Source organism: Pontibacillus sp. HN14 (genome assembly GCF_021129245.1).
In the GTDB taxonomy this organism is placed as follows: Bacteria; Bacillota; Bacilli; order Bacillales; family BH030062; genus Pontibacillus.
On sequence record NZ_JAJOLR010000004.1, the window covers coordinates 127,930 to 153,859 of the forward strand.

The window sequence follows — 25,930 nt, forward strand, 5'->3', positions numbered from 1 at the left end:
TCGGTCTCTCCTTTAATACCATAAATTAAGTAATTGAATCATCGCAAAAGCTGCTACTGTAAACGGAAGAACAAAAGGGGGGCCTGACTGAAGGTTCTCATAACGAATTCCTCCTGTTCGTTTGGCAATGGCTCCAATATGAAGGATGCCACCGTATATTCCTGCTAATAGCACGACTATACACATAACCGTTTGTAACCATCCTGCCCATGAAAACGGGAAGACAACCACGAGGAAGCTTGTTAATGCAAAAAACGGTAAGGCAAAAACAGGGATCCACATTTGCCATTTATGAAACTTTCCTCTGTGATGCCATACGGTGATTTGAGCCCAAATCATGAGTATACCTAGTGTGAGGAAAAGGGTGAGTACTTTTCCTAAAGTCCATGAATCCCAGTTCTCTAACATACGTTCACCTCATCTATGTATTTACATCTATTTTTGGGCAAATATGGGGACGCTATACATCATCAACCTAGACAGAAAAGGAGATTTAGGATTACGATAGAATAGAGAGAAATTTTTGACAGAAGGGACAAGTGAGTCATGTCAAAGTTAGATTTATCCCAGTTTGAGAAAAAAGTAATTGTTCGAAATATAAGGCACGAAGATATTGAGGACATCATGAAGCTTCAGGCTATTTGTTTTCAAAATATGGAGCCTTGGGAAAAAGCTCATCTAGAAAGTCATTTAGAGCACTTCCCTGAAGGGCAGTTTTGTGTAGAAGCCGATGGAGAAATTATTGGGAGCTGTTCAAGTCTCCTTGTAAACTTTGATGAATATGACGATCAGCATACATGGGACGATATTACAGATGAAGGGTACATTACGAATCATGATCCTGAAGGGTATAACCTGTACGGGATCGAAGTGATGGTCCATCCTGAATATCGCGGGTTAAAAATTGGCCGTCGTTTATATGAAGCAAGAAAAGAATTGGCGCAGCAAATGAATCTTAAAAGTATCATTATTGGTGGACGCATTCCGAACTACCATCAATACGAAGATCAAATGTCCCCTCGTACGTATGTTAAAGAGGTGATGAATAAAAATATTTATGATCCGGTCTTAACCTTCCAAATTATGAATGGGTTTACAGTCATGAGGGTCAATCCGAACTATTTGCCTGATGATCAGGCTTCTAGCAAGTATGCGACGTTAATGGAGTGGAATAATGTAGACTATCGTCCGACGACGAAACGATATTTTAAGACCTCTTACCCTGTACGCATAACAGCGGTACAGTATATGATGAAGAATATCAGCACCTTCGATGAATTTGCCCGACAAGTGGAATATTACGTCGACGTTGCGAGCGATTTCGGATCAGATTTCGCGCTGTTCCCTGAGATCTTCACAACGCAGCTGATGTCGTTGTTTAATGAAAAGATTCCTTCGAAAGCTGTGCGTAAAGTAACGGAATACACAGAGGATTACATTGAACTATTTACACACTTAGCTGTTAAATATAACGTAAATATTATCGGTGGATCTCATTTTGTCGAAGAACAGGACCAGATCTATAACATTGCTTATTTGTTCCGAAGAGACGGGACGATCGAGAAGCAATATAAAATTCATGTCACACCAAATGAAAAGAAATGGTGGGGCATTCAAGCAGGCGATACAGTTAAAGTGTTTGATACAGACTGTGGTAAGATTGCGATTCAAATTTGCTATGACGTTCAATTCCCTGAATTATCTCGCTATGCGGTTGATCAGGGAGCGAATATTATCTTCTGCCCATTCTGTACCGATGATAGGCAAGGGTATCTCCGCGTCCGCTATTGTGCACAGGCTCGCGCTGTAGAAAACCAGGTATACACAGTTATTGCGGGTACGGTTGGGAACTTAACTCAAGTAGAGAACATGGACGTTCAATATGCACAGTCTGGCATCTTCACGCCGTCTGATTTCGAATTTGCAAGAGACGGGATCGTAGGGGAAAGTCATCCGAACACAGAAACGGTTGTCGTTGGTGATGTCGATCTTGAAGTGTTAAGGCGTCAGAGAAAATCAGGAACAGTTCGCCAACTGAGGGACCGCCGAAGAGATTTATTTGAAACGAATTATAAGAACTTAACAACAGAAGTTGTAGAAAACGACTAATAGATCAGGGGTGATCGAGAATGCTTGAAGGACAAACGGCCATCATTACAGGAGCTTCTAGAGGGATCGGGAAAGAAATAGCCAGGCAGTTTGCTGCAAAGGGCGCGAATCTCTCTATACTTGGGAGTTCCGACCACATTCACACAACGAAACAAGAGTTAGAAGAAGAGGGGTATAGAAACATTCTCTCCTTCCAGGCTGATGTGAGTAACGAAGATGAAGTGGATCATGTAGTCGAGGCAACGAAAAATGCATACGGACAAGTGGATATATTGATTAACAATGCCGGAATTGGCATGTTTAAGCCTGTGGAAGACGTAACCGTGGAAGAATGGAGAAAGGCGTTTGAGATTAACGTACAAGGCGTGTTTCTCTGTACAAAAGCCCTCATTCCAACTTTTAAAAAGCAAAAAGCAGGTACAATCATTACAATTTCCTCTGATGTAGGGCGTTATACAATTCCGAATGGGTCCTTGTATACCTCAACCAAATATGCCGTGCAAGGATTCATGGGTTCCGTTGCTCAAGAGGTGCGAGAGTATGGCATCCGCGTAGGGACAATTAACCCTGGGATGGTCGACTCTTACTTTGCTGAGTCCAAGCAAGGAGATCCAGAGAAACAAGATTGGCTAAAGGTCGGAGATATTGCAGAGGCTACGGTCTATATGGCAAGTGCCCCGAAGCATATGCAAATTGATGAGATGCATCTTCACCCTCTTATTCAGCAGTATCCAAGAACGTAAATTCTAAAGCGGCCAAGCTCTTAAGCTGGCCGCTTTTAATTATTGAGAACTGTTAAACTTTTGAAAGAATGTTATGCTTTTAATACGCCCCTTCTCTGACATAAACGCTTACATAAGGACTCAAGGCACCGTCAAAGGAGGAAGAAAATGAACATTGTAGTGATCAACGGCACACCAAGAAAATACGGGCGTACGCGCATTGCGGCTAAACACATAGCCGAACGCATGGATGCTCATTTAGTGGATTTAAGCACGATGAACTTACCCATGTTTAATGGTGAGAAAGACCAAGGAGATCTTGCTGAAGTTCAGTTGTTGCAAAAAACCGCGATGGAAGCCGACGCTTTCGTTTGGCTGTCTCCGGAATATCATAGTGGCATGAGTGGAGCTTTAAAGAACGCTCTCGACTTTCTTGGAGGAGACCACTTCCGTCATAAGCCTACATTACTGTTTTCGGTAGCTGGTGGCGGTAAGGGTGGTATTAACTCCCTTAATCAAATGAGAACGATTGGACGTGGCCTTTATGCGAATGTCATCCCAAATCAACTCGTTCTGGACCCGCACTGTTTCATAAGGGACGAAGATTGTTTAACAGAAGACGCTACGGAGAAGGTTCAATTTGTTTTAGATGAATTTCAAAGCTATTTGGATCGCTATGTAAAGTAATCATATGGAGAGGGGGACCCTCGCGGTTTAAGGACTGCGAGGGTTTTTGGGATGGTTTGAAGCATAAAAAAGACGCCCCCTTTATGGAGCGCCTTGTATGCTAAATTTCTTCTGTATAGGAAAAGGCAGGCATATGGATCATCGCATGATCGATATAGTGCATCAGATCTTCATGAGATGTCATCACGGCTTGCTCATCAGGAGAATAATGATACGAATGGAGAAAGGACTCGATTTTCTTAGCGAGAAAATCATCTTTCGTGCGTACCATTAAGATAAGTAAGTCGTCCCATTGCCCCCAAAGTGTAAAATACAAAGCTTTATCATAATCAGCTATATATACTGTCACTGAGGCATTGCCCCTTTCAGAAAGGGTTACTTGTAGTTTGACCAGAATAAAGCTCTTCACTCTTTGACGTTGTTGGCGATCTTGTCAAACAATGCCTGAATAGTTTACCGGAGTGATTCGGATAATATCCTTATTAAGAAAATAAGGAGTGACTCCATATGACAAGTCGTAATGGCAGTAAGGGCAGTCAAAATCAAAGCTCACCAAAACGAACAGGGAAATTAAAAGGCGGTAAAATGAACGAAGAATTTGGCAAAGAAATCGCTTCTGGAGATAACAACAAAGGAACAGAATACCGTTCAAAAAAAGGGGCTAAGTCCCAATTAAAGAATCCAGGAAATCATTAAAAGAAAGCACGCCCAAAATTTGGGCGTGCTTATTTTCGTATAAAGGCGGATGAACGATTCCATACTAAGGGCACAAAAACAACTAGGAGGTACTAACATGAATATGAAGTTAGTAGGTGTATCCATTCTTTCTGCAGCGGTATTATTTGGATGTTCAGCAGAGGGTGACAAGGAATCCCGCATGGGCACAAAAGGTAATGACTATGAACAGAGCGCTCATAACGAGCAGAATTACAATGCTCAAAAAGATGGCTTCAACCAAGTGAATTATGACAACGGTCCATACGATGGTCAAATGAATAATGGCCAAGATTACGGCGAAGAAAATGTGGGCAATGAAGACACATACAAAGACGACGATCGTCGTTACAGTGTAGCGAATAAAGTAGCTGATAAAATCACAGCAGATGTCGATCAAGTGAAACGCGCTTACGTGCTAAAAACAGACCGTAATGCTTATGTGGCTGTTGTGAAAAAAGGCGAAACGACAAAAGAATTAAATGACGATTTAAAGAAGAAAATTGCTAAAGCGGCAAAATCTGCAGACAAAGACATTAACAATGTATTCGTTTCTGCAAACCCTGACTTCTTTGACATGACAGGCGACTATGTTCAAAACGTACAAAACGGCAAACCGGTTCGTGGATTCTTTGATGAGTTTGGTCAGATGATTAAACGTATTTTCCCGGAAGCTAAATAGAGTGAGATGAGACCCCCGTTGAGTGCGGGGGTTTTTTTGTTTTTTGGTTGGAGTGGGGGAGAGGCTCGAGTTGGGTGAGGTGGCTCAAGTATCGGGGGAGTGGCTCGAGTTCGGGCGTGGCGGCTCAAGTAGCGGGGGAGCGGCTCGAGTTTGGGCGTGGCGGCTCAAGTAGCGGGGGAGCGGCTCGAGTTTGGGCGTGGCGGCTCAAGTAGCGGGGGAGAGGCTCAAGTTCGGGCGTGGCGGCTCAAGTATCGGATGAGTGGCTCAAGCAGAGGAGAAGCGACACAAGAAAAGGACTAATTGACTCAAGCGTCGAAAAGAACGACTCGAGTGAGTACGAATGAGCTCAAGCTGGCGGGATGTGGCTCAAGTAGGGGAAAACCGGCTCGAGACAAGAGGAAAGTGGCCCAAGTATGAGAGGCGGATGAGGAATGAGCTCAAGTTGCGAAAGAGAGGATCGAGTAGCGGCGTGGCGACTCAAGCAGAGGAGAAGCGACTCAAGCAGAGGAGAAGTGACACAAGAAAAGGACTAATTGACTCGAGCGTCGAAAAGAACGACTCGAGTGAGTACGAATGGGCTCAAGCTGGCGGGTAGTGGCTCAAGTAGGAGAAAACCGGCTCGAGACAAGAGGAAAGTGGCTCAAGTATGCGAGGCGGATGAGAAATGGGCTCAAGTTGCGAAAGAGAGGCTCGAGTAGCGGCGTGGCGGCTCAAGTAGCGTGGGAGCGACTCAAGCAAAGGAGAAGTGACACAAGAAAAGGACTAATTGACTCGAGCGTCGAAAAGAACGACTCGAGTGAGTACGAATGAGCTCAAGCTGGTAGGTAGTGGCTCAAGTAGGAGAAAACCGGCTCGAGACAAGAGGAAAGTGGCTCAAGTATGAGAGGCGGATGAGAATGGGCTCAAGTTGGGAAGGAGAGGCTCGAGAACCGGCTCAAGCTCCGCCGCAGCGACTCAAGTTCTCTCACACCGGCTCAAGCCAACCCCTGCCTTCTAGGAAAGAGGACAAATTATTTCCATTTTCTAACTAGTCTTGCTATATTAAATTTGAAAGGAAGTGATTAATTGGTAAACATGAAAAAGCGAACAGTACCTCCTGTCATTAGGCAAACAGAGGCTTTGCTCAGAAGGTTGCCTGAACAGCATCCGAAGCGAGAATTGATTGAGAAGGATGTTAATAGAAGGTGGGCTGGTTACCGGGGCGAACAGGCGTTAGATTATTTTTTAAGGTTTCTGCCTTTTTCCACTTATCGAATTTTTCATGATCTTCGTTTAAATTTATATGGGAATTCATTTCAAATTGATACCCTTGTACTTACTCCGAATGTTGGTTTCTTGATTGAAGTAAAGAATTTGGCTGGGGTGATAACGGTTGATGAGGAATTAGGGCAATTTACAGTTGTAAAACAAGGGATTACAAAGAAATATCAAAACCCTTTGGCCCAGGTTAACCGGCAACTTATCCAATTAAAGCAATGGTTCCAGGCACATGAGGTCTACACTTATCCAATAGTGCCTCTTGTATCAATTAGTAATCCTAATACCGAACTACATTTTAAAGATTCACTTTCTGTTCCAATCACTCAATTAGATGTAACCATCGAGCGAATTAAGAAGCTCTATGCTTTTTATGAAAATAAAAAGTCTTTCTCCTTGGATCCTATAGAGCGATCTTTACTTCGAAATCATCGCCCCTTTTATTCTGATATCCTCAAAATGTATTCGATTCCTTCCTCTCTTATTCAAACTGGTATTCAATGTCCTGTCTGTAAAGAATATGGTATGGCTCGTATCAAGTTGTCTTGGGAGTGCCCTGACTGTTCAACCCGCTCTAGGCAGGCTCATCGTCTTGCGTTAGCTGATTACTTTTTGTTATACGGATCAACGCTGACTAATAAAAGATGTCAGGAGTTTCTTGGTATACGATCACGGCATGCTGTTGCCAAACTACTAAGCCGTATGCCTCTTTCCTATACAGGCTCCACGAATGCTTTAACGTATGTGACTCCCTCAAACATCGAAGAACTCATACCACAATAAAAAAACACCCAGGCAACCTGAGTGTTTTAATTAGGTGGGGGATACTCACTGATATGAATAGTGTGATCCCCATCTAAGATATAAGCGAAAAAGATGGACTTCGTCGAAGTGAAGTCTTGTTTTTTAAGCTGTTCAAGTAGCCAGGCTTCATCCTTTTTTACGAGCGAGAGATTGCGGTGCTGGACCTTCCCTTCTACGATGACGGACAAGGGAATGCCTTGGTACGGTAGCTCCATCCCCATATCTGCAGGGGTGAGAGGGGCACTCTCTCGTTTTGGGATGACACTGACATCGCCGTTTGGCTCTAGAAAGGCATATTCAATGTCTTTTACACGTGGGTGACCCGACGTTCTGAGCACTGAGAGGAGTTCGACTAAAGAGAATCGTGACTTTTTTAAGTTTTCGGGTAAAATGACGCCGTGGCGAACCAAAACGGTGGGCTGGCCGATTATAAAATGCTTGATGCCATCCATAAGGCTCATTCGGGATAGGGCATAGTGAGTAAGCCCGATCCCGATAATGCCGATAAAAGATTGAACGTATGTATCAATTTGAATCGGTTGAAAGGCTACATAAGCTAAGAAAAACAAGGCTGCAAAATCGTGGGGGGTTAATTGGGCAAGAGCTGATTTTCCCAATAAACGAACCACTAAAATATAGAGGACAAAAATCAATAACAACGGTGGAAGAAAGTTAAGCATACGATCCCGCCTTCCCAACAACATTAACCGTTAGTCTGTGTTGGGAAGTGAAATGTATGCAAGCTATTTCGCGACTTTCATATTTTCACGCTCTGTCATGTCAGCAGGGCGGATCCAGGCCACTTTTTCTGAGGTTTCGGCGTGCTCCTGGAGGTGTTGCTGGATCGTCTGGATATGATCGACCATTGTGGATACGGTCATTTCGAGCTCCATTAAGTGGGATTGTTGTTCCATTGTGAGTTCTGATGATCCTTCTGTTTTAGACGTGAGGCCTTGTGTGAGCGTCATAACCTCTTGCATCATGTCGATGAGTCGTTGGTTCTCGGCTTCGACCTCGGTTGAGTCCCGCTTAATTTCGTGGGATTGGCTTGAGAGCGTTCGGATGCTTGAGATGACGTCATCAAAGATATGAATCATTTGTGTTCCTTTTTGTTTTCCTTCTTCTAAGACGTGAATGTCTCGTTCGTAGGATTTTTCTTGATCTGAGATGCTGGTGTTTACATCTTTTACGATTTTCTCAATGGTCTCGGCGCTTCCTTTAACTTGTGTGGAGAGCTTGCGGATTTCTTCTGCGACAACGCCGAATCCCGCACCGTGGCTCCCTGCTCGCGCGGCCTCGATGGAGGCATTAAGGGCGAGAAGGTTTGTTTGATTGGAGATGTATTCAATACTGCTCAGCGCTTGAGTCACTTCTTTCATTTTGACAAGGAGCTGTTGATTATACTCTCCGAACTGTTTAGTGATGGCAATAATTTTTGAGAAGACAAGGTTGAAGTCATCTGCTTTTTGTTTTCCTTCATTTGAAAGCTCCGTGACTTCTTCTGTCGTTGAATTCGTTACTTCAATTATGGCGTCGAGATTCTGGATCATGCCGTTGATCTTTCCAAGCTGTTCTCCGAAGTACTTAATATGATCTTGCTGTTGGTGAATGTCTTGGACCATATCCATGAGCTGATCATTGACTTGTTCTGAAGATGAACTAACCTGGCTATTCATTGCGTTCATGTGGCCGATATGAGTTTCTAAATGTCGGAGTTCTTCTAGAGAAGTCTGGATGGCGTTTGAGTTCGTTGGTGGTGTATCTTCTATAGGTTGCTTAGGTTCAGGCCCTTTAGAAGACAGGTTGTTCCTTATAAAAAGAAATGCAACTCCAACCGTTGCGATTAAAGATCCTCCTATCGCATAGTAGAGGGTGGTGCTATAGAAATTGTAAAACGATAGAGCTAAAGCGTAGAGGAAGAGCGCACTTATGATAAGAATCGTTTGTTTAGAAAGAGTTTGGATGGTCTTCATGCGATGAGTCTCCTCTTCTGTAAGATGCGTTGAAGTTTAAAGGAAAAGGGAAGTCCTACCGCATACACAAATGAGATCTTAATCAGGTTAAATGGAATGATAACGAGTAAGACGGCGGTGCGGAAGTCCGTAACAAATGGGTTCGCCTCTGTGAATGAGGTTAAGTATTGATCCATGTTAAGTCCCAGGAGGTTCATGATCGTAGGTAATATAAAGTAGTAATTTAAAAAGAACATCGCTGTTAGAAAGACCGTGATGGACAGGGCGAAGCTTTTCCAATCAAGTTTCTTCTGGTAATGATAGAAGAAACCTATTAATCCGACGATTAAGGCGCCCGATAGGAAGTTTGCGATTTGGTTAATCGGTAAGCCTACATAGCTGCCGTGAGATAGGTATTCAATGCCATTCTTTAGGAATTGAACCATCACTCCCGCTACAGGGCCCATCGTGATCGCGCCAATCAATGCCGGAACATCGCTCACATCAAGGGTTAGGAAAACTGGGAAAAATGGTAGAGGTACTTTAAAGAAATATAAAATCATACTGATGGCCGCTAGTATACCAATGGCGGTCATTTTTTGTAGTTTCGTCATAGAAATCTCCTTTTGAATGAAATAGAAAAAAAGAAAAGGCAATCGAATAGGTGATTGCCCTTCGTTTACTGGACGCTATGCGATTGGTGTTGCTTTCGTATGAGGTGCCAGAAGTGCTGTTGCTTTGTCGATAATGCGTGGATTAGACGATTTCATTCCTCTAAATTTACGATCTTCTTCAATTTCATGAGTGCCGAAACCTTCCATGTCGTAAGCGACCATCATCGATTTAAATTTAGGTGAGTCAATGACTAGGAACCATTCACGCATAAGCTCGCTCTCTGGTGGGATTTCAATATAATTAATGCCATCATTTTGGTCCATAGGTGCATCATTTTCACCGAAGATGTACACGTTACTGTATTCTGTCATCGCCTGGAAGCGATCAATGACGTTTTTGGCACGGGAAAACTTTTGGAAACCAGCGTACACATTTCCTTGTAGTTTCTTGGTTAGAACCATGTTTTCCATCATAAGACACATGTACTCAAGCTGAGGGACTTTCGTTTCGTACTTCATGGAACGGGCGTTTAGTTGAGAAAGGGAAGCATCACTTAGGGCGTCGGTCGTTCCTTCCACTTCACCGAAACATTCTTTAAATAGCGATAAATTCTTTAACTCCATCAAAATTCCTCCTATAAATGTATTGTTTTCCTTTAGTGTAAGTCTAAAGGACTAGGGAGAGACCAAAAAAAAGCAGCCGCTCGATCGGACTGTGAAATCAATTATGTATGTCTTGAAGAGTACGTACGGATTTTGTACATACGTTACCTCACTAATGTATCAAAGTTTATTTACCCCACCATAAACATGTTAAACATAGAAATAGAAAAAGTGTGAATCTTTTTTGGTTGTATGAATAGTGAGAACTCGTGAAAAGGTAAGAATATCAACTTTTTGAAGGAGATTCGCTCATGAAATATATAGTGATATGTTTTCTAATTTTTCTTATGGTGATCCCGTCAACAGGGCTCGCTCAAAAAACAGACCTGACAGCGGCCTTTGTGCGAAACGGGGACTTATGGGTGATCCACGATGGCAAGGAGAAAAAAGTCACGCACACGAAGACGGTTACAAGTAAACCCATATGGTCACATGACGGTCAGTATGTTGCCTTTTTGCAAAAAGGGGTTCTGAACGAGCAGGGTGAGCTTTCTGATGAGTTATGGACCTACCAGATTAAAGGACAAAAGAAGAAAAAAATCTATTCTGATGCATTCAATGCCAAATGGTCGCCAAAAGAGAATAAAATAGCCTTTCAACATGAAGGGGCATTAAGTGTCTCTGATCTAAAGAACTTCTTTAACGTCTCTGTAGGGGTTGGAGGGTACACATGGCTGCCTGAAGGGAATGGATTCTTGTTATCTTCAAACGCTATGCCTACGCCGCAAGGGTGGACGAATGCGGTACTGTATAAAAAGATGTTACCTGAAGAGCTAGTAGATACTATGGATACGGAAGCGGAAGCGTTTTTCACAATTCCTAAACAGTTAAAAACCGACGATGCAGAGATTCCTGCTATAGGAGCGGAGGATTTTGGATTTTCTCCAAGTAAAAAATGGATGTCCTTTATTGTTTATCCGACAGCGTCCTGGTCGATGGATAGCAACATGCTTAGTGTGATTCGTACAGATGGGACAGACTTTTCGGTTGTTGATGAAATCATTACAGGAGTCGGAACCCCGAAGTGGGCTCCTTCAGAGGACATTCTTGCCTATATCGGGGGGAGTGGACGGCTTGTTTTTGGTTTTAAGAACAAGGATCTGAAGACAAAAGAGTTTCCTGCATCAAATTCCTTAACGCCTGAGTCCTATGCAGAACTGGATTTTACTTGGTTAACAGATGAGCAGCTTGTCACCTCGAGGGTGAAAGAAGCGGATTGGTCCAATGATCCTGCCAATCGTCCGAAGCCTGCCCTTTACAAAATCAATCTAGAAAGCCAAAAGCAAGATCAAATCTCTTCGCCCTCTGAACAGAAAGGAGACTACCATCCTATGTTCTTAGAGAAAGAGAAGAAGCTGGCTTGGCTGAGAGGGAATGATTTGATTGATGAGCATAAAGATGTTTGGATAGCGGAGGAATATGGTTCAAAAGCAGAAAAATGGGTCGAAAATGTGAGTGAAATCTCGTTTTACGAGCCGGAACACTAGGAAAACGTTCATTCCTAAACAACCTCCTTCATACAATTGTTATAAGACTTGTATGAAGGGGAGATCGATGTGAGTAGTGAATATAATAAACAGCTTGAATACGCAATCGATGAAATTACGGAGATCGCTGAAGGATTTGGGCTTGATTTTTATCCGATGCGTTATGAAATCTGTCCGGCTGATATTATTTATACGTTTGGGGCATACGGGATGCCGACACGTTTCTCTCACTGGAGCTTTGGGAAACAGTACCATAAAATGAAACTCCATTACGACTTAGGATTAAGTAAGATCTATGAACTTGTGATCAACTCCGATCCGTGCTATGCGTTCTTATTGAATACGAATAGCTTAGTGCAGAACAAGCTGATCGTCGCTCATGTACTGGCGCATTGTGATTTCTTTAAGAATAATGTACGTTTCCAAAATACGAATCGGGACATGGTCGAGAAGATGTCGGCAACGGCTGAACGAGTGGCTTACTATGAGAAGGTTCATGGGCGTAAAAACGTCGAGGAATTCATTGATGCGGTATTGTCTATTCAGGAGCACATCGATCCGTCTCTTCTCAGACCAAAGTTAGCTTGGTCCCTTGAAGACCTGGAGGAAGAAGAGGAAGAGACACCTCGTGCCACGCCATATGATGATCTGTGGTCACTTGATGAAGCGAAGAAGAAGGAAGAGCCGATGAAGAAGAAGCGTAAGAAATTCCCGCCTCGCCCTGAGAAAGATATATTGCTGTTTATTGAGGCACATAGCCGGGAGCTTGAGCCATGGCAACGTGATATCTTAACGATGATGCGTGAGGAAATGCTTTATTTCTGGCCACAACTCGAGACGAAGATCATGAACGAAGGCTGGGCTTCCTTCTGGCATGCGCGGATTTTACGGGAAATGGATTTAACGAGTGATGAGGCGATTGAATTTGCTAAGCTGAATGCTGGAGTTGTGCAGCCGTCCAGAACGCAAATTAATCCGTACTATTTGGGCCTTAAAGTGTTTGAAGATATAGAGGAGCGCTACAATAATCCGACAGAAGAGATGAAGCTAAATGGCGTTAAGCCAGGGTCTGGTCGGGAGAAAATGTTTGAAGTGCGCGAGATTGAGTCTGATATTTCTTTCATCCGAAACTATTTAACGAAAGATCTTTGCTTTAAAGAAGACCTGTATTTGTTCCAAAAGCAGGGGCGGGATTATAAAATCACGGACAAAGATTATCAAGCGGTACGGGATCAGCTCGTCACCATGCGTGTAAACGGAGGTTTTCCTTACATCACCGTACAAGACGGAGATTATTTACGAAATGGTGAATTGTATTTGAAACATCACTTTGAAGATGTAGAGCTCGACCTGACTTACCTTGAGCGCGTACTTCCATACTTATATCAATTATGGGGCCGAACGGTTCATATGGAGACGCTTGTAGAGGGACGAAACGTGTTGTTTACGTATGAAGGGAAGAAGGTTGGCCGGAAATTTATATCTTAATATCTTAAGAGACCGTCACACACGGTCTCTTTTTGTTATGTAATCATTTTTAAATCTAACCCTAATCTTTCTCTCGATCCAGTACTTAAGTGTTGTGGAAGTTAGGATTCTTCTGTGTGTATTAAAAAATGGATTGTCTCCGTTTCTTCCAATATGGAAAAGGTGGGCCTGGAAACTGCGAGACTCACCAGCTCCTCATAGGAAAGTGAGTGGTTTCCAGGACCACCTTACGCTTACCTAAAGCAAACAGAAACATTCCCAAAAATCCTGCCATTTTCTTGAATAACCATTTAAAATTTATTTTATACATACGGGAACCTTTTTCCAATCTTTGCGTCAAAGGTAGTGAAAAGGGAGGGGAATGGTAACCTTGGAACTTACGAATGGAGAGGTCAAGGAAATGATCCGAGATGAAGCGATGAGAGAAGAATTTATTGAAAGAATGATCGACCAATACAACCAACAGATTCTCTGGCTTGCCTATTCTTACGTAAAAGACTATTCATTAGCCGAAGAGATTACCCAGGATGTGTTTCTTACGTGCTACCACAAAATTGATACATTTCGGCATGATTCCAGTATACGGACGTGGTTATACCGGATTACGGTGAATAAATGTAAAGATTGCTTGAGGAAGAAGAAAATCAGAGCTTTCTTAACGTTTGAGAATCAAAAGCAAGAGAACCTTGTCATTGAAGAGGCTCACCCAGAGTCGATCGCCTTTCAGACAATGGAAGATCAACTCTTATCAGAGCGTGTGCTGTCGCTGCCTACTAAGTTTAAGGAAGTGATCTTTATGCATTACTTTGAAGAGATGAAGATACAAGAGATTGCTGATGTATTAGGTGCGAAGGTAAATACGGTAAAAACACGTCTGAAGCGTGGTCGCGCTATGCTTAAATCCATGTACGAGGAGGGATCGGAATGAGCGTTGATGATAAGCTAAAGAACCTTAGGAAATCGATGAAGGAAACTTCCTTAAAAGATATTGATGCAGATGAAACCAAAACAAAGCAGTATGTCATGAACCGTAAGAAGAAGAGTTTCTTGATGAATGGTACAAAGCGTTTCGGGCAAATTGGGGCGAGTCTTGTGGGCTTAGCAGCTCTCATGTTGTTTGTGGTTTATATGGGTACGGGGAACTTCAATTTAACAGGGGGCGATCAGTCAGGGAGCACCCAAGAACAAGATATTGAAGAACACCGCTATGAAATGGTCGTCATCCATGACAAAGGAGAGTTAGAAAACAAAGAGTGGCAACACCTCTATAATAAGCAGCCGATGGAAACCTATATGAAGGAAACGCGCGTACTTGCGGATGAATCGATGGAGGCTAGGCGATTGCTTGCAAGCGATCCATTGCCAGAGGGAATGTATTTCCCGGTTGCTTATGTATTTGATACGGAAAACAATCAGCTTATTTATCGTACGGACCAATTAGAGGACTTGAAAGACTTTCTTCCTCGTTTGTATCAGTCGCCTGAAGTTGAAGTGACTAAGGGAGACTATGAGCTAAGTGGTCTTTCCTTAGGGGATTCTTTTGAACATGTATTGGAAGAAAAAGGGGAGGCCCATTTTTATAGTCCAAAGTCAGCTCGAGCTATGCCGGCGGCCTACTATAAGGAGAATGGGAAGTTTGTGCTAAGTGTGATGCTGGACGAGGATAGTAGGGTCAGGGGGCTTGAATTCGAAGTTTCATACATGAGCGAAACGGATCTGCCTGAAACCATGGAAGAAGCTCATAAACTTTATGGGGAGCCTGATCATACGCAACAAGTCACCTGCAGTGAACAAGACACATGCGTAATAGATCAATTTGGTCAGATGCTTATAAAATATCAATCAGACAGTAACCAAATTAGTGTGATTGAAGTAAGTACGGATAAGCTTAAAAAGGAGATTTTAGATTCCTATAAACCTATTGAAGAGAACACCTTTAGTGCGATTTACGTAAAAGGGCCGGAGAATGGGTTAGATATTGAACGGGTCTTTAAAAATCATCGTGGGTTATCTTTATCTGAAACCTCAACAGTCGCTACTTACAAAGGCCCTGGCGATGCCGAATATTATGAGCACCTAGAAGTGTTAGTTGGTTTTGATTTGAAAACTCACGGGGAAGTCCTTCTTCTTAATGATGAAGGGGAAGTTGTTTTACGAACGAAAGATGAGAAAGAAGTAGATGAATTCCTAAAGAATTGGGAAGAAAAATAGGTAAGAAGGAACCACGCAAAAGCCTGTGCTTTTGCGTGGTTTTTGGTAGGAAGAGTCACTGGCTATTCGTTTCATAATAGGTGATAGCGGCTTCAAGAAAGGATAGAACGTCCGGGTGAACAGGGTACAAGTTTAGGGAAGAGGAGATGGTTTGGGATTTACGGGCTTCAAAGAATTTATGGGCTAACTGCTCATCTCCATTAAATGTTTCTTCTGAGAGGAGCAAGGTATCCTGTGCGATTAATTGGCCTGATTTGGATTGAGGGGATTTCTGCTCATCCAGGCAGATCTCGATTCGTTTGATGAGATTGATCCACTTTGTTGTGTCAGGAGAGTCGCTATTCATTTTAGGGAGTTGGTCATTGAGGGAGTCTTGTTCTTCCTCGGTGAATAATTGGTCCATCCATTCTTTTTTTTGTTCTTCTTGCATGGCTTGATGTTCTTTGGAGAAGAGGGGGAGCAGATGATTCCATTGGACTTCTCCTTCTAATTCTAAAGTGTTCCACAGCTCATTGGTAAATTGAAGGGATTGCTGAAGGTGCTCGATCTCTGATTGAAGTTGCTTGTGATGTATGGCAAGGGTTTTCTTGATCGTCATGTGTTGAAGAATGTTCTGAATATCACTAAGCGATATCGAAGCTGTTCTTAAAAGGAGAACCTTCTCAAGCTCGACGATATCCTCTTTTGTGTAATAACGTTTTCCGTTATCTTCTTTACGTGTCGGTGGGACCAGGTCAATTTGATCGTAATAGCGAAGGGTGCGAAGAGAGACGTTCAGTTTCTTGCTCACCTCTCCCGTTGAAAAATACTCCATAAATTCATTCCTCCTAAAAAAAGTGCTTGCACGTTACGTAACGTAACCCTCTACCATTAAAAGTAACATATACATAAAATGGAGGGGTATGAATTGAACGAATTCTTTCGTGAACCTGTAAAGTGGACGTATCGTGAACTGATCCAAGCATTGGTCCTTACGTTTGTTATGGTGCCTATATTCATTGAGGGGGTATTGAAAAGTGCGCTCTATCAATGGTTTGGGAATGAGCTCTATGCTGGTACGCTGACCGGTTTGGTTATGGCCATTGTATTTTTGGGAGGCGTTTATTATATAGCTTTACGTCCATTTGGATATCAGTGGAGGGACGTAGGGGTTCGAAGGTTCTCGGTGAACTATTGGAAATGGATCGTGATGTGGACCATTGTTTATATCATAGCTAGTATTCTTTTACTTATTTTAATGGACTTTTTTCAAGTGGGAGTAGCTAATAAGAAGTCTGAATCACTGAAAGAGAATGTCACCTGGCTTACCTTTCTGACGGGGTTTTTATCTGCTGCTGTCATTTCGCCCGTTTATGAAGAAATCTTTTACAGAGGGTTTCTGTACAAGTGGTTTCGATTGAAATGGGGAGTGGGAGCAGGTCTTGTCTTGAGTTCAGTTATCTTTATGCTTGTCCATATTCCTACTTATAACACTCTTCCTGTCACTTTTATTGGTGGGCTCTTGTTTGCTTGGGCGTATGAGAAGTCTGGATCGGTTGTTCCATCTATGATCATTCATGGAACCTTTAATGGAATCGCTGTGATTGTTACGGCATTCGCCTAATGCTTTGAAACTTTTAACTGAATAATACGACTGATGAGGAAAGAAAGGAGGGGAGGAAAGGTGAAAGAACTGATCTTTTTACTAGCATGTTTATTGATGGCCGGGCTCGTTGGATGTGCTGATCGAAATGAAGAAGGACAATCAAGTGGAACATCTACCCCTGACCTCGAACCGCCCCGTTTAACTGTTGAGGTTGAGGAGAAAGAGATCCGTGCTGTAAGAGGGAGTTATAGCTGGAGTGCGGAAGGAAAGGGCGTGGATGCTTCTGGCGCGCCGCCTGAAGAATTGCTAAGAGAGCAGACGGGCGAAAGGGTACAGGAGAAAGCCCCTGTCGAGTTTCAGTTTAGCCAAGAGCCGACCTCATTTGAAGTGAACGAACGAAAAACGAGCGGGGAATCTGTCCCAGTAGAGCTTCCACTGAACGTTCCGGAACAGGGAACTGCTATAACGTATGAGGTGATTGCTGAATTTGGAGATGGGACTGTTACATATGGGTTTAAACTGCAGCCTATAGATGAGAAAGGATCGAACTAGTTTATAATTGATAACGGTTATCATTGACCTGGAACGAGAAGCGTGTATAATAAAGGATAGATGAGAACGTTTTTCAATTAAGCTAGGGAGAGGTTACTATGGAACTAAGAGAAGCCATTACAACTAGAAGGTCTGTTCGCTCTTTTACGAAAGAGGAAGTAGAGGTTTCTACAATAGAAGAGTTATTGCAATTAGCCCTTTACGCACCAAATCATAAAATGACACAGCCATGGCGTTTCGTCTTATTGGATCGTCAGGATCAGGTTCCGTTGCAACATCTGATTAAGAGTAAAAAGGCTCTTAAGAAAGGAAAACCCGTTCCGGAAAAGGAGCCTATTGCAGAAGATGCACCGTCCCATATGCTGGCTGTTGTGATCAATGTCGACGAGAAAGAAAAAGTTTACCGGGATGACTTCGGAGCTGTCTCAAGTTTAATTCAGAACTTCTCCTTACTTCTGTGGGAGAAAGGAATTGGCGTTGTTTGGAAAACACCTGGATTCATGAAGGATCAAGAAATGATCGATCTTCTGGGTGTAGGGGAGAACGAAGAATTAGTAGGACTCCTCCACATCGGTTATCCTGCTGTTGTTCCGAAGATGAAAGAACGAGAGCCACTCCAGTCCAAGATCAGTTTTGGTTTACCGAATAAATAAGACTAGAAACTAAAGAAGGCTACCCCGTTAAAGAGCGTGGTAGCCTTTTTTTATATAATTACAAATGGCGCAGGTAACGTTCTGGTTGCTCGAGAAAGTCTTTGGTTAATTTAACATGCTCACTATCCTCAAATGCGATCTTTTTGAGACTACCTTCTTCAATTTGATAGATGTCAGCGTCAGGCAGGGCCATGAGGATCGGTGAATGGGTGGCGATGATAAATTGGGCATCTTTTTTCACCATGTCTTTAATCATTGAGATCAGGGATAGTTGTTTTAATGGTGACAGCGGGGCCTCTGGCTCATCTAATATGTAGACACCACCTGGTTTGAACCTGGCTTGAAAGAGGTCGAGAAAGCTTTCTCCGTGGGACCGAACCTCTAGGCCATCTCCGTACAACTGTTTAAGCTCATGGACAGTACGGGCGTAAGGAAGAGCTTCTAAAGAATGAGGGTCTTTTTCTTTAATATCACGAAGCTTTTCTTGTGACTCTTCTCTTGCTTCTGCTATTCGCGTGGTAAATGAAATGAAGTCTTCTGCACGGAAGAAGAGGCCTTTCTTCGTTCGGACTTTCCACGTAACGTTTAACGCATCTCCTAATGGCCTGACAGGATCAAGGGAAGGTTCGTAATCAATGGATTCCCCACCAATTAGAATACTTCCTGCATTTGTCGCCAGCGCTTCTAAGAAGGTGGATTTACCTGTTCCGTTCTCCCCAACAAGAATGGTGATGGGTTTGCTGAACGTGAGGTGGTCAAATGACTGAATGAAAGGGAGGGTAAAAGGAAACTCATTTTTCCTATCTTTCCTTGGAAGTTCCACAGACTTTATTTGAGTCATACGCTCACTCCTTTTTTATCGAATGAAGAAGAAATAGACGCAAACAATTCCTATATCAGCCAGCGAGTGGCTGACCATGGTTCCGATCATTGTGTTGTACTTGTGCCTCATCCAACCCCAGAATAACCCTGCGACGAAAACAGGGATGACAAAGAGTACGTTTACAGGCCATTCAAAGATCGGTACGAGAGAAAGGAGATGGTAAAGAGAATAGAAAAACGCCGTAATGAAAATAGCTCGTCGAAGCCCTTTTCGCTCCACAATCTTCGTATGCATATACCCACGCCAATACGTTTCCTCAAGTATAGGGTTGATGATAACAAGGACGAGGACCATTATGATAATACCCTTTCCTGTAATTCCCCACTCTTCTAGAAGCGGTATCGCTTTCTCTTTATTAATAATCAAATCATGAAGAACGGCCACGCCGCCTAAGATGGAAACAAAAGCGATTACGCCACTAATGAGGCCGAGCTTTATGGAGTGGTGCGGCTTATGGAAGCAAATCCAGTTAAGCGTTTCACGCCATGTCTTTCGTTGTATGATCAGTCCATCAATCAACGGAACGAGACATAACCAACTATAAAAAAGCCAAAAGGTGAGAGGGACGCTACTAAAGACTTGTAACCCAATAAAAATCATCACCGAAGGCCCGTAATACAAAATAAACCGCATCCTATTCCCTCCAATCCTACGCTTTTAGTATAACAAAAAATTCCATTTTACTTATATGAATAAAAAACCGGGGCCCTCACTAATCGCTTGTATTCTTTCTGTTTTCTCAGTTCATCTCGACTATTGATAAATAACATATAGAAGGCCTCCCACATAAAAATCCAGCTCCCAACCGTTATGCTTTCAAGAAGGAAATGCTGAAACAAAGCAAGGCCTGTTGCGTTTCTTAAATAAAAGGAACCGAGTATAAATAAGCTTGAAATCAGGATAAACAAAAAGGCCTGACGCCGCTTAGAGGCGAGCTGTTTTTGCTCGACAAAGAGTAAGTATTCGTAATAATTATGAATGCCCTCAAGAATCGTTTCTTCTTTCTCGTGATCAGGCTCTTCCTTAGATAAATGGAAACGAAGCCCCACGTTTCGGTTTAAATCGATGTCCTGTGAACAGTCTGAGATAAAGGACTTCAGACTGCTATCGAGGTCTCTGACGTTGTATAAAGAGGAATCCCAGTTATTAAAGATATCATCGTATTCTTTCAGCTTAATTTCAATAAGAAAATCGCCGGTTTCTTTGTCGACGGTGTAGAACTGGTCCAGGTAATGTTTCTTTTTTCGCATCGCCTTATCTCCCTCTTGCGTGATTTCCTTCTTCATATTTTGGTTCAAAATCGGTCACAATAACCTTTGATTCTTGAAGAAGGTGAAAGAATGAAGAAATTGTTCATATTGGTTTTTATCGGTCTGTTCATCTCTTGCATGTCTCAGATGGGGAATGTGAAGGGGGCATCTCCATCTAATGCAACCAAAGCGATTCCTGATGCCTATCGAATGAATATCCCAGTTATCAGGCAGATGCCGGAACTCCCTAGGGGATGCGAAGTGACGAGTCTTGCGATGCTCCTTCAGGCTAAAGGGATACGTGTAACGAAAATGGACCTTGCAAAAGAAGTAAAAAAGAACCCTACCCCTTATGAAGTAAAAGGCGGGAAGGTCTACTTTGGTGACCCAAATGAGGGATTCGTGGGAGATATGTACTCGTACAAAAACCCAGGCTTAGGAGTTTATCATAAACCGATCCATGAACTGGCGGTTTCTTACGTGGGGGACCGAGCCATTGATTTAACAGGAGAATCGTTTGATCAAATCCTTCATGAAGTAGCGGAAGGAAACCCGGTATGGGTCATTCAGAATTCCCATTTTAATACCCTTCCACCTAAACAGTGGGTGACGTGGCATACCTCAAGTGGGTCTATTCGAGTAACATACCGTGAGCATTCCGTCGTTATTACGGGTTATGATGAGTTATATATATACGTAAATGACCCTTTAACAGGCGAACAGAACCGGCGCTTGCTCCGCTCTTCTTTTGAGAAAGGGTGGAAACAAATGGGGGCCCAGGCCATAACCGTAATTGATGGGAATCCAGAAGTGTTGCAGTTTTGGTTAGCGTCTTTTGGAGTTCGATAGATGGTACACACTCTGTCCTTAGCGATGGGGTGTTTTTTGTTGTGTGTATAAACTTGTGTATTCATTGAACAGAAAGACTTAGGTTTGAAAATTTACTAATAAAAAAACGCTTCTCAATAACGAGTTTGAGGGAGAAAAAGGATAATCATCATGAACTATTTACCACTGCATAAATGAGGTAATACGATCAGTTTCTGGCTGTGGAAGAAAAGGTAAGTGAGAGAGTGTGAGGGAATCCTCATATCAAAATTTTTAAGGAGGAGAGAAATGAAGAACTTTTTATCAATCTTGAAACGTAAAGCAGTGGTGACCACCGCCCTTACTGCAACATTGGTAGCGGGCTCATTATCTACTACGGTCCAGGCTGAGGTGGACGAAGATACGTCCTTGTGGTCCTGGGAACAGGCAGACAAAATTGAGCGTACAAAGGACAACACGGCGCCTCAAATCTCTGAAGAGGAAATTCAGGATATTGCGCCAGATCTTTATGTATGGGATACATGGCCACTGCGTAATCGCGATGGAAGTGTGGCACGTGTAAATGGGTATAAGGTGATCTTTTCCTTAACAGCCGAGAAGGAAGGCGTGACACCAAGCGAACGTCATGGTATTGCGAAAATTCGTTATTTCTACTCCAAAGACGGTAAGAGCTGGGAGCTAGGCGGCCTTGCTTATGACCCTGAAGAAGCGCTCGGATCTCGTCAGTGGGCCGGTTCAGCTATGATGGATGATGGTAAGGTTAATTTATTCTACACAGCAACAGGTCGTAAATCGAACGAAACGAAAACATATGAGCAGCGATTAGCACGAGTAACCGCTGATATTGAAGCAGATAAAGATGGTGTTGAACTGACAAGTAATGGAGACCACGAAATCTTACTTGAAGCAGACGGTGAACACTATCAAACTTTGGAACAGTCTGAAGGAAAAGGGATTATTTATTCCTTCCGTGACCCTTGGTTCTTCCAAGATCCAAAGTCAGGTGAAGAATACTTAGTATTTGAAGGAAACTCCGCTGGTACGGCCTCAGAACAGACGTGTCAACCAGAAAACATCGGAAGTAAATCCTTCCAAAAGAAACATGATGCGCCAGAAGATGCAGCGCTTTATAACGGTGCAGTAGGTATTGCTAAGAAAGGCGAGGACCTTTCTGATTGGAATTTACAAGAGCCGATCTTAGAAGCGGATTGTGTGAACCAACAGTTAGAGCGCCCGCACTTTATGGTGAAAGGGAACCAATATTACCTATTCACAATTACCCATAAGTTTACCTTTGCTCCACAAGTATCTGGTCCAGATGGCTTGTATGGTTTCACAAGCAAATCACTCCACGGAGATTATGAGCCATTAAACGACTCTGGTCTTGTAATTGCAAACCCAGAGAATGATCCATTACAAGCATACTCTTGGGTTGTTCTTCCGCATGGTGAAGTATCAAGCTTTGTGAACAAGTATAAAACTGAAGACGGAGAACAGAAATTTGGCGGCACACTAGCTCCAACACTTAAACTCTCTGTTCATAAAGACGAAACCAAAATCGTTAACGAATCCAAATTCCCTAAAATTAAATAATTTCTTCTATCGCACAGATTTTGGTGATGTGAAGCAGTAAAGGGGGACAGGTACACGGTAGTGCTTTCATGCATAAAAGCGTACCTGTCCTTTTATTAAAGAAGAGGAGTTGAAAAATGTGAAAAAGGTGTTGATGGCTTCGGTTTTGGCTATAACAAGTGTGCTTCCGGCAACGATGTTACATGCAGAACCAAAGAGTGAAAGTCCTGCAACTTGGTCTCATCAAGAGGCAAGTCAGATTGAACGTGACGCGAGCAATACGGCGCCGCTGATTGAGAAGGAAGAAATTGAACAAATGGCGCCGAACCATTGGGTATGGGACACATGGCCGCTGAGAAATAAAGATGGTTCGGTTGCTAAAGTGAATGGGTACAAAGTGATCTTTGCATTAACGGCCCCTGATGACGTGCTTCCTGGTAAGAGGCATGATATTGCTACAATCCGTTATTTCTACTCAAAAAATGGCAAGGACTGGGAAATGGGTGGTGAAGCCTTTGACCCAGCAGAAGCATATGGATCCAGGCAATGGGCTGGTTCAGCGATGGTTGAGAACGGAAACATTCACTTATTCTACACAGCCACAGGTCGTAAAGGTGAAGAAGGGTTAACGTATGAACAGCGTTTAGCTCTTGCAAACGGTAAAATGAACGTATCGAAAAAGGGCATCTCGTTCTCTGATTGGTCCCATGATATTATTTTAGAACCTCAAGGGGAGTATTATCAGACAGAAGAGCAGTCTGAAGGAGGTATCTTGTACTCGTTCCGTGACCCATGGTACTTTGAGGACCCTAAAACAGGAGAAGAATACATTACCTTTGAAGGGAATTCTGCAGGAGATGCGAGCGACCAAACATGTCAGCCCCGTAACATAGGAGATAAAGAGTATCAGTCCTCAACTGAAGTCTCTGAGGTAGCATCCGATTATAATGGAAATGTTGGTTTGGCGAAATTAGACAGCGAGGACTACACAAGTTGGGAGATCATGCCTCCTGTCCTTGAAGCGGACTGTGTGAACCAACAGTTAGAGCGCCCTCACTTTGTGATGAAGGGAAATCAATATTATCTGTTTGTGGATAGTCATAAGTTTACCTTCACTCCCGGTATTGAAGGACCAGATGGATTATATGGCTTTACAGCAGATTCCTTATATGGAGACTACCAACCGTTAAACGGGAGTGGTCTTGTGGTCGCTAATCCAGAAGACAACCCGTTCCAAGCTTATTCTTGGATCGTTCTTCCGAATGGAAATGTCATTAGCTTCGTTAACTATATAGACCTAGGAGATGTAAGCTTAAAAGAAGTTGGAGCCCAACCGGTTGACTTCCAATATGACCATTTCGGTGGAACCCTCGCGCCTACATTGAAACTGTCCATTCATAAGAATAAGACCCGGATTGTGAATGAGCTTCAATATGGGAAAGTGAATTAACATTTTATAAGTGAAGGAACCACGAAGCTTCGGCTTCGTGGTTTTTTTGGTGGGGGTGGTGTGGATCAAGAGGCGGTGGAGCGGGGCGACGGCCCAAGAAGAGGGAGGACGGCTCAAGATGCAGGGCAGCGGCTCAAGCTTAAGCTTAACGGCTGAAGAGAAACAGAGAATGGCTCAAAAAAATGAAATAACGGCTCAAGAGGTTAAAATAACGGCTCGAGTTAAGAGATAATGGCCTAAGTGGGGGGAGAGTGACTTAAGTAGAGGTTTAATGGCTTAAGTCAGGTAGAAAGTGACTCAGGTTGAGGACGACGGCTCAAGATGCAGGGCAGTGGCTCAAGCTGATGCTTAACGGCTCAAGAGCAACAGGAAATGGCTCATAAAAATGAAATAACGGCTCAGTAGGTTAAAATAACGGCTCGTGTTAAGAGAAAATGGCCCAAGTGGGGGGAGAGTGACTTAAGTAGAGGTTTAATGGCTTAAGTGAGGTAGAAAGTGACGCAGGTTGAGGACGCCGGCTCAAGATGCAGAGCAGCGGCTCAAGCTTAAGCTTAACGGCTCAAGTTGTGAAATAACGGCTCGAGTTAGCGAGAAAGCAACTCAAGATCAGAGCGCCTCCTCAAACGCCCCCCCCCTCTCCCTTCGCCACTTTTCTAGCCCCTAAAATTCATAAGCATTCAAACATTACAGAAGCCTAACAATTAAAGCATAACTATACACAATGTTGCGACAATTTGATACACTATATCGAACCGGAAATTTATTAGAGGGACAGGTCGGTTTCGTCATGTCCCGTTAGATACGCAACTTAACGAGATGAGGTGGTTCAAGATGAGTATAAAGCCATACATGTTAACGGATCAGGGATTTGTGAATCAAGATGAGCTTCGTTATCCCTTTGAAGAAAGAGGTCTGCAGTTTGGGGATGGAGTTTATGAAGTCATTCGGATATACAGTGGTCAGTATTACTTAATTAAAGAGCACGTAGAGCGATTGTTCCGTTCAGCAGAGGCGATTAAGATTAAAATGCCTTTCTCGAAAGAAGAGACATATGAGAAATTAAATGAATTGCTTGAGAAGAATAGTGTCGATGGTGATGCGAAAGTATATTTACAACTAACACGAGGCTCGGCTCCACGTGATCATGCTTTTCCAAAAGATGTACCAGCGAATTTATATGCGTATGTTCAGGATCTGCCAAGAAAAATGGAGGCGCTGCAAGAAGGGGTTTCTACCATTACGCAGCCGGACGTGCGCTGGGATTATTGCTATATTAAAAGTTTAAATCTACTACCTAACGTCTTGGCTAAGCAAGAAGCGACTGAAAAAGGTGCATTTGAAGCGATTCTGCATCGAAATAAAAAGGTTACAGAAGGTAGTTCTTCAAACGTGTATCTCGTAAAAGATGGGATTGTCTATACGCACCCGGCTACGGAGAATATTTTACACGGGTGTGTACGCATGAGAGTAGAAGCCTTATCAAGACAGCTTGGCTTTCCGTTTATTCAGGCAGCCTTTAGCTTAGAAGATATTGCAGAGGCAGATGAGTTGTTTATTTCAAGCAGTACGGCTGAGATCATGCCCGTTGTGAAAGTGGATGATGTGACAGTAGGATCGGGTAACCCTGGCCCTGTCACTCAAAGACTACAACAAGCGTATGAAAAAGATGCAAATATTCCTCAATCTAAATCAATCTTTCCAGAGGCAGCGCAAGAGCGACCTGTGTCAGGATAACAAAAAGGATGACTCCTAACCATAGGAGTCATC

The 25,930-nt window shown here is 43.1% G+C and carries 28 protein-coding genes; 18 read left to right on the top strand and 10 right to left on the bottom strand.

Going from position 1 to position 25,930, the window contains the following annotated elements:
• Positions 1–12: 12 nt before the first annotated feature.
• Entirely contained in the window at positions 13–408 is a 396-nt protein-coding gene (locus tag LQ226_RS14030) for a hypothetical protein (RefSeq protein ID WP_231418582.1), read from the bottom strand.
• A gap of 138 nt (positions 409–546) precedes the next feature.
• Here LQ226_RS14030 and LQ226_RS14035 point away from each other — a divergent pair, with 138 nt between their 5' ends.
• The 3 genes from LQ226_RS14035 (at position 547) to LQ226_RS14045 (ending at position 3,518) form a co-directional block, all read left to right on the top strand.
• Entirely contained in the window at positions 547–2,109 is a 1,563-nt protein-coding gene (locus LQ226_RS14035; protein ID WP_231418583.1) for a GNAT family N-acetyltransferase, read from the top strand.
• A 20-nt stretch (positions 2,110–2,129) separates the two neighbouring features.
• Complete coding sequence (locus LQ226_RS14040; protein ID WP_231418584.1) at positions 2,130–2,852, top strand: SDR family oxidoreductase; 723 nt, start codon at positions 2,130–2,132, stop codon at positions 2,850–2,852.
• Positions 2,853–2,999: 147 nt separating this feature from the next.
• Positions 3,000–3,518: an NADPH-dependent FMN reductase gene (locus LQ226_RS14045; protein ID WP_284526789.1), complete on the top strand. Its 519-nt coding sequence runs from the start codon at positions 3,000–3,002 to the stop codon at positions 3,516–3,518.
• 100 nt (positions 3,519–3,618) lie between these two features.
• Here LQ226_RS14045 and LQ226_RS14050 read toward each other — a convergent pair whose 3' ends face one another.
• Positions 3,619–3,867 carry a YhdB family protein gene (locus LQ226_RS14050; RefSeq protein ID WP_231418585.1) on the bottom strand — a complete coding sequence of 83 codons (249 nt, stop codon included), beginning with the start codon at positions 3,865–3,867 and terminating at the stop codon, positions 3,619–3,621.
• A 158-nt stretch (positions 3,868–4,025) separates the two neighbouring features.
• Here LQ226_RS14050 and LQ226_RS14055 point away from each other — a divergent pair, with 158 nt between their 5' ends.
• The 4 genes from LQ226_RS14055 (at position 4,026) to LQ226_RS14070 (ending at position 6,954) form a co-directional block, all read left to right on the top strand.
• The gene (locus LQ226_RS14055) at positions 4,026–4,214 is read left to right on the top strand and encodes an imidazoleglycerol-phosphate dehydratase (protein ID WP_231418586.1); all 189 of its coding nucleotides are present in this window, start codon (positions 4,026–4,028) and stop codon (positions 4,212–4,214) included.
• Positions 4,215–4,311: 97 nt separating this feature from the next.
• The gene (locus tag LQ226_RS14060; RefSeq protein WP_231418587.1) at positions 4,312–4,914 is read left to right on the top strand and encodes a YhcN/YlaJ family sporulation lipoprotein; all 603 of its coding nucleotides are present in this window, start codon (positions 4,312–4,314) and stop codon (positions 4,912–4,914) included.
• A gap of 340 nt (positions 4,915–5,254) precedes the next feature.
• Positions 5,255–5,509: a hypothetical protein gene (locus tag LQ226_RS14065; RefSeq protein ID WP_231418588.1), complete on the top strand. Its 255-nt coding sequence runs from the start codon at positions 5,255–5,257 to the stop codon at positions 5,507–5,509.
• 479 nt (positions 5,510–5,988) lie between these two features.
• The gene (locus LQ226_RS14070; protein ID WP_231418589.1) at positions 5,989–6,954 is read left to right on the top strand and encodes a nuclease-related domain-containing protein; all 966 of its coding nucleotides are present in this window, start codon (positions 5,989–5,991) and stop codon (positions 6,952–6,954) included.
• Positions 6,955–6,980: 26 nt separating this feature from the next.
• Here the strand turns inward: LQ226_RS14070 and LQ226_RS14075 are convergent, their stop codons facing one another.
• From LQ226_RS14075 to LQ226_RS14090, 4 genes are all read right to left on the bottom strand, one after another.
• Positions 6,981–7,655: a DUF421 domain-containing protein gene (locus LQ226_RS14075; protein WP_231418590.1), complete on the bottom strand. Its 675-nt coding sequence runs from the start codon at positions 7,653–7,655 to the stop codon at positions 6,981–6,983.
• A gap of 63 nt (positions 7,656–7,718) precedes the next feature.
• A complete protein-coding gene (locus tag LQ226_RS14080) occupies positions 7,719–8,948 on the bottom strand; it encodes a methyl-accepting chemotaxis protein (RefSeq protein ID WP_231418591.1) in 1,230 nt (409 codons plus the stop codon).
• A complete protein-coding gene (locus LQ226_RS14085) occupies positions 8,945–9,541 on the bottom strand; it encodes an ECF transporter S component (RefSeq protein ID WP_231418592.1) in 597 nt (198 codons plus the stop codon). Before LQ226_RS14085 ends, LQ226_RS14080 begins: the two co-directional genes overlap by 4 nt.
• A gap of 75 nt (positions 9,542–9,616) precedes the next feature.
• Entirely contained in the window at positions 9,617–10,165 is a 549-nt protein-coding gene (locus LQ226_RS14090; protein WP_231418593.1) for a DICT sensory domain-containing protein, read from the bottom strand.
• Positions 10,166–10,455: 290 nt separating this feature from the next.
• Between LQ226_RS14090 and LQ226_RS14095 the strand changes: the two genes are divergently transcribed.
• The 4 genes from LQ226_RS14095 to LQ226_RS14110 all read left to right on the top strand — a co-directional run bounded on the left by LQ226_RS14095 (position 10,456) and on the right by LQ226_RS14110 (position 15,390).
• A complete protein-coding gene (locus LQ226_RS14095; RefSeq protein ID WP_231418594.1) occupies positions 10,456–11,691 on the top strand; it encodes a TolB-like translocation protein in 1,236 nt (411 codons plus the stop codon).
• 69 nt (positions 11,692–11,760) lie between these two features.
• Positions 11,761–13,179 carry a SpoVR family protein gene (locus LQ226_RS14100; protein ID WP_231418595.1) on the top strand — a complete coding sequence of 473 codons (1,419 nt, stop codon included), beginning with the start codon at positions 11,761–11,763 and terminating at the stop codon, positions 13,177–13,179.
• 370 nt (positions 13,180–13,549) lie between these two features.
• Complete coding sequence (locus LQ226_RS14105) at positions 13,550–14,107, top strand: sigma-70 family RNA polymerase sigma factor (protein WP_231418596.1); 558 nt, start codon at positions 13,550–13,552, stop codon at positions 14,105–14,107.
• On the top strand, positions 14,104–15,390 hold the full coding sequence (locus tag LQ226_RS14110; protein WP_231418597.1) for a hypothetical protein: 1,287 nt from the start codon (positions 14,104–14,106) through the stop codon (positions 15,388–15,390). Before LQ226_RS14105 ends, LQ226_RS14110 begins: the two co-directional genes overlap by 4 nt.
• 55 nt (positions 15,391–15,445) lie before the next feature.
• Here LQ226_RS14110 and LQ226_RS14115 read toward each other — a convergent pair whose 3' ends face one another.
• The gene (locus LQ226_RS14115; RefSeq protein ID WP_231418598.1) at positions 15,446–16,204 is read right to left on the bottom strand and encodes a MerR family transcriptional regulator; all 759 of its coding nucleotides are present in this window, start codon (positions 16,202–16,204) and stop codon (positions 15,446–15,448) included.
• Positions 16,205–16,297: 93 nt separating this feature from the next.
• On the opposite strand from LQ226_RS14115, the gene LQ226_RS14120 reads away from it, so the two are divergent.
• From LQ226_RS14120 to LQ226_RS14130, 3 genes are all read left to right on the top strand, one after another.
• Positions 16,298–16,993 carry a CPBP family intramembrane glutamic endopeptidase gene (locus LQ226_RS14120; RefSeq protein WP_231418599.1) on the top strand — a complete coding sequence of 232 codons (696 nt, stop codon included), beginning with the start codon at positions 16,298–16,300 and terminating at the stop codon, positions 16,991–16,993.
• Positions 16,994–17,053: 60 nt separating this feature from the next.
• Positions 17,054–17,527 (top strand): hypothetical protein, encoded by a 474-nt coding sequence (locus LQ226_RS14125; RefSeq protein WP_231418600.1) that lies wholly within the window; start codon positions 17,054–17,056, stop codon positions 17,525–17,527.
• A gap of 98 nt (positions 17,528–17,625) precedes the next feature.
• A complete protein-coding gene (locus tag LQ226_RS14130; RefSeq protein WP_231418601.1) occupies positions 17,626–18,180 on the top strand; it encodes a nitroreductase family protein in 555 nt (184 codons plus the stop codon).
• 58 nt (positions 18,181–18,238) lie between these two features.
• Here LQ226_RS14130 and LQ226_RS14135 read toward each other — a convergent pair whose 3' ends face one another.
• Genes LQ226_RS14135 through LQ226_RS14145 form a run of 3 tightly spaced genes read right to left on the bottom strand, consistent with a single transcriptional unit; the run spans position 18,239 to position 20,349 of the window.
• On the bottom strand, positions 18,239–19,021 hold the full coding sequence (locus LQ226_RS14135; protein WP_231418602.1) for an AAA family ATPase: 783 nt from the start codon (positions 19,019–19,021) through the stop codon (positions 18,239–18,241).
• Between the two features lie 15 nt (positions 19,022–19,036).
• Positions 19,037–19,696 (bottom strand): CPBP family intramembrane glutamic endopeptidase, encoded by a 660-nt coding sequence (locus tag LQ226_RS14140; protein WP_231418603.1) that lies wholly within the window; start codon positions 19,694–19,696, stop codon positions 19,037–19,039.
• 47 nt (positions 19,697–19,743) lie between these two features.
• Positions 19,744–20,349, bottom strand: a complete 606-nt coding sequence (locus tag LQ226_RS14145) for a hypothetical protein (RefSeq protein ID WP_231418604.1) — start codon at positions 20,347–20,349, stop codon at positions 19,744–19,746.
• Between the two features lie 54 nt (positions 20,350–20,403).
• On the opposite strand from LQ226_RS14145, the gene LQ226_RS14150 reads away from it, so the two are divergent.
• The 4 genes from LQ226_RS14150 (at position 20,404) to dat (ending at position 25,897) form a co-directional block, all read left to right on the top strand.
• Entirely contained in the window at positions 20,404–21,162 is a 759-nt protein-coding gene (locus tag LQ226_RS14150) for a C39 family peptidase (protein ID WP_231418605.1), read from the top strand.
• 267 nt (positions 21,163–21,429) lie between these two features.
• On the top strand, positions 21,430–22,734 hold the full coding sequence (locus LQ226_RS14155; protein ID WP_231418606.1) for a glycoside hydrolase family 68 protein: 1,305 nt from the start codon (positions 21,430–21,432) through the stop codon (positions 22,732–22,734).
• Between the two features lie 118 nt (positions 22,735–22,852).
• A complete protein-coding gene (locus LQ226_RS14160; RefSeq protein ID WP_231418607.1) occupies positions 22,853–24,163 on the top strand; it encodes a glycoside hydrolase family 68 protein in 1,311 nt (436 codons plus the stop codon).
• 831 nt (positions 24,164–24,994) lie between these two features.
• Positions 24,995–25,897 (top strand): D-amino-acid transaminase, encoded by a 903-nt coding sequence (gene dat / locus LQ226_RS14165; RefSeq protein ID WP_231418608.1) that lies wholly within the window; start codon positions 24,995–24,997, stop codon positions 25,895–25,897.
• Positions 25,898–25,930 lie beyond the last annotated feature (33 nt).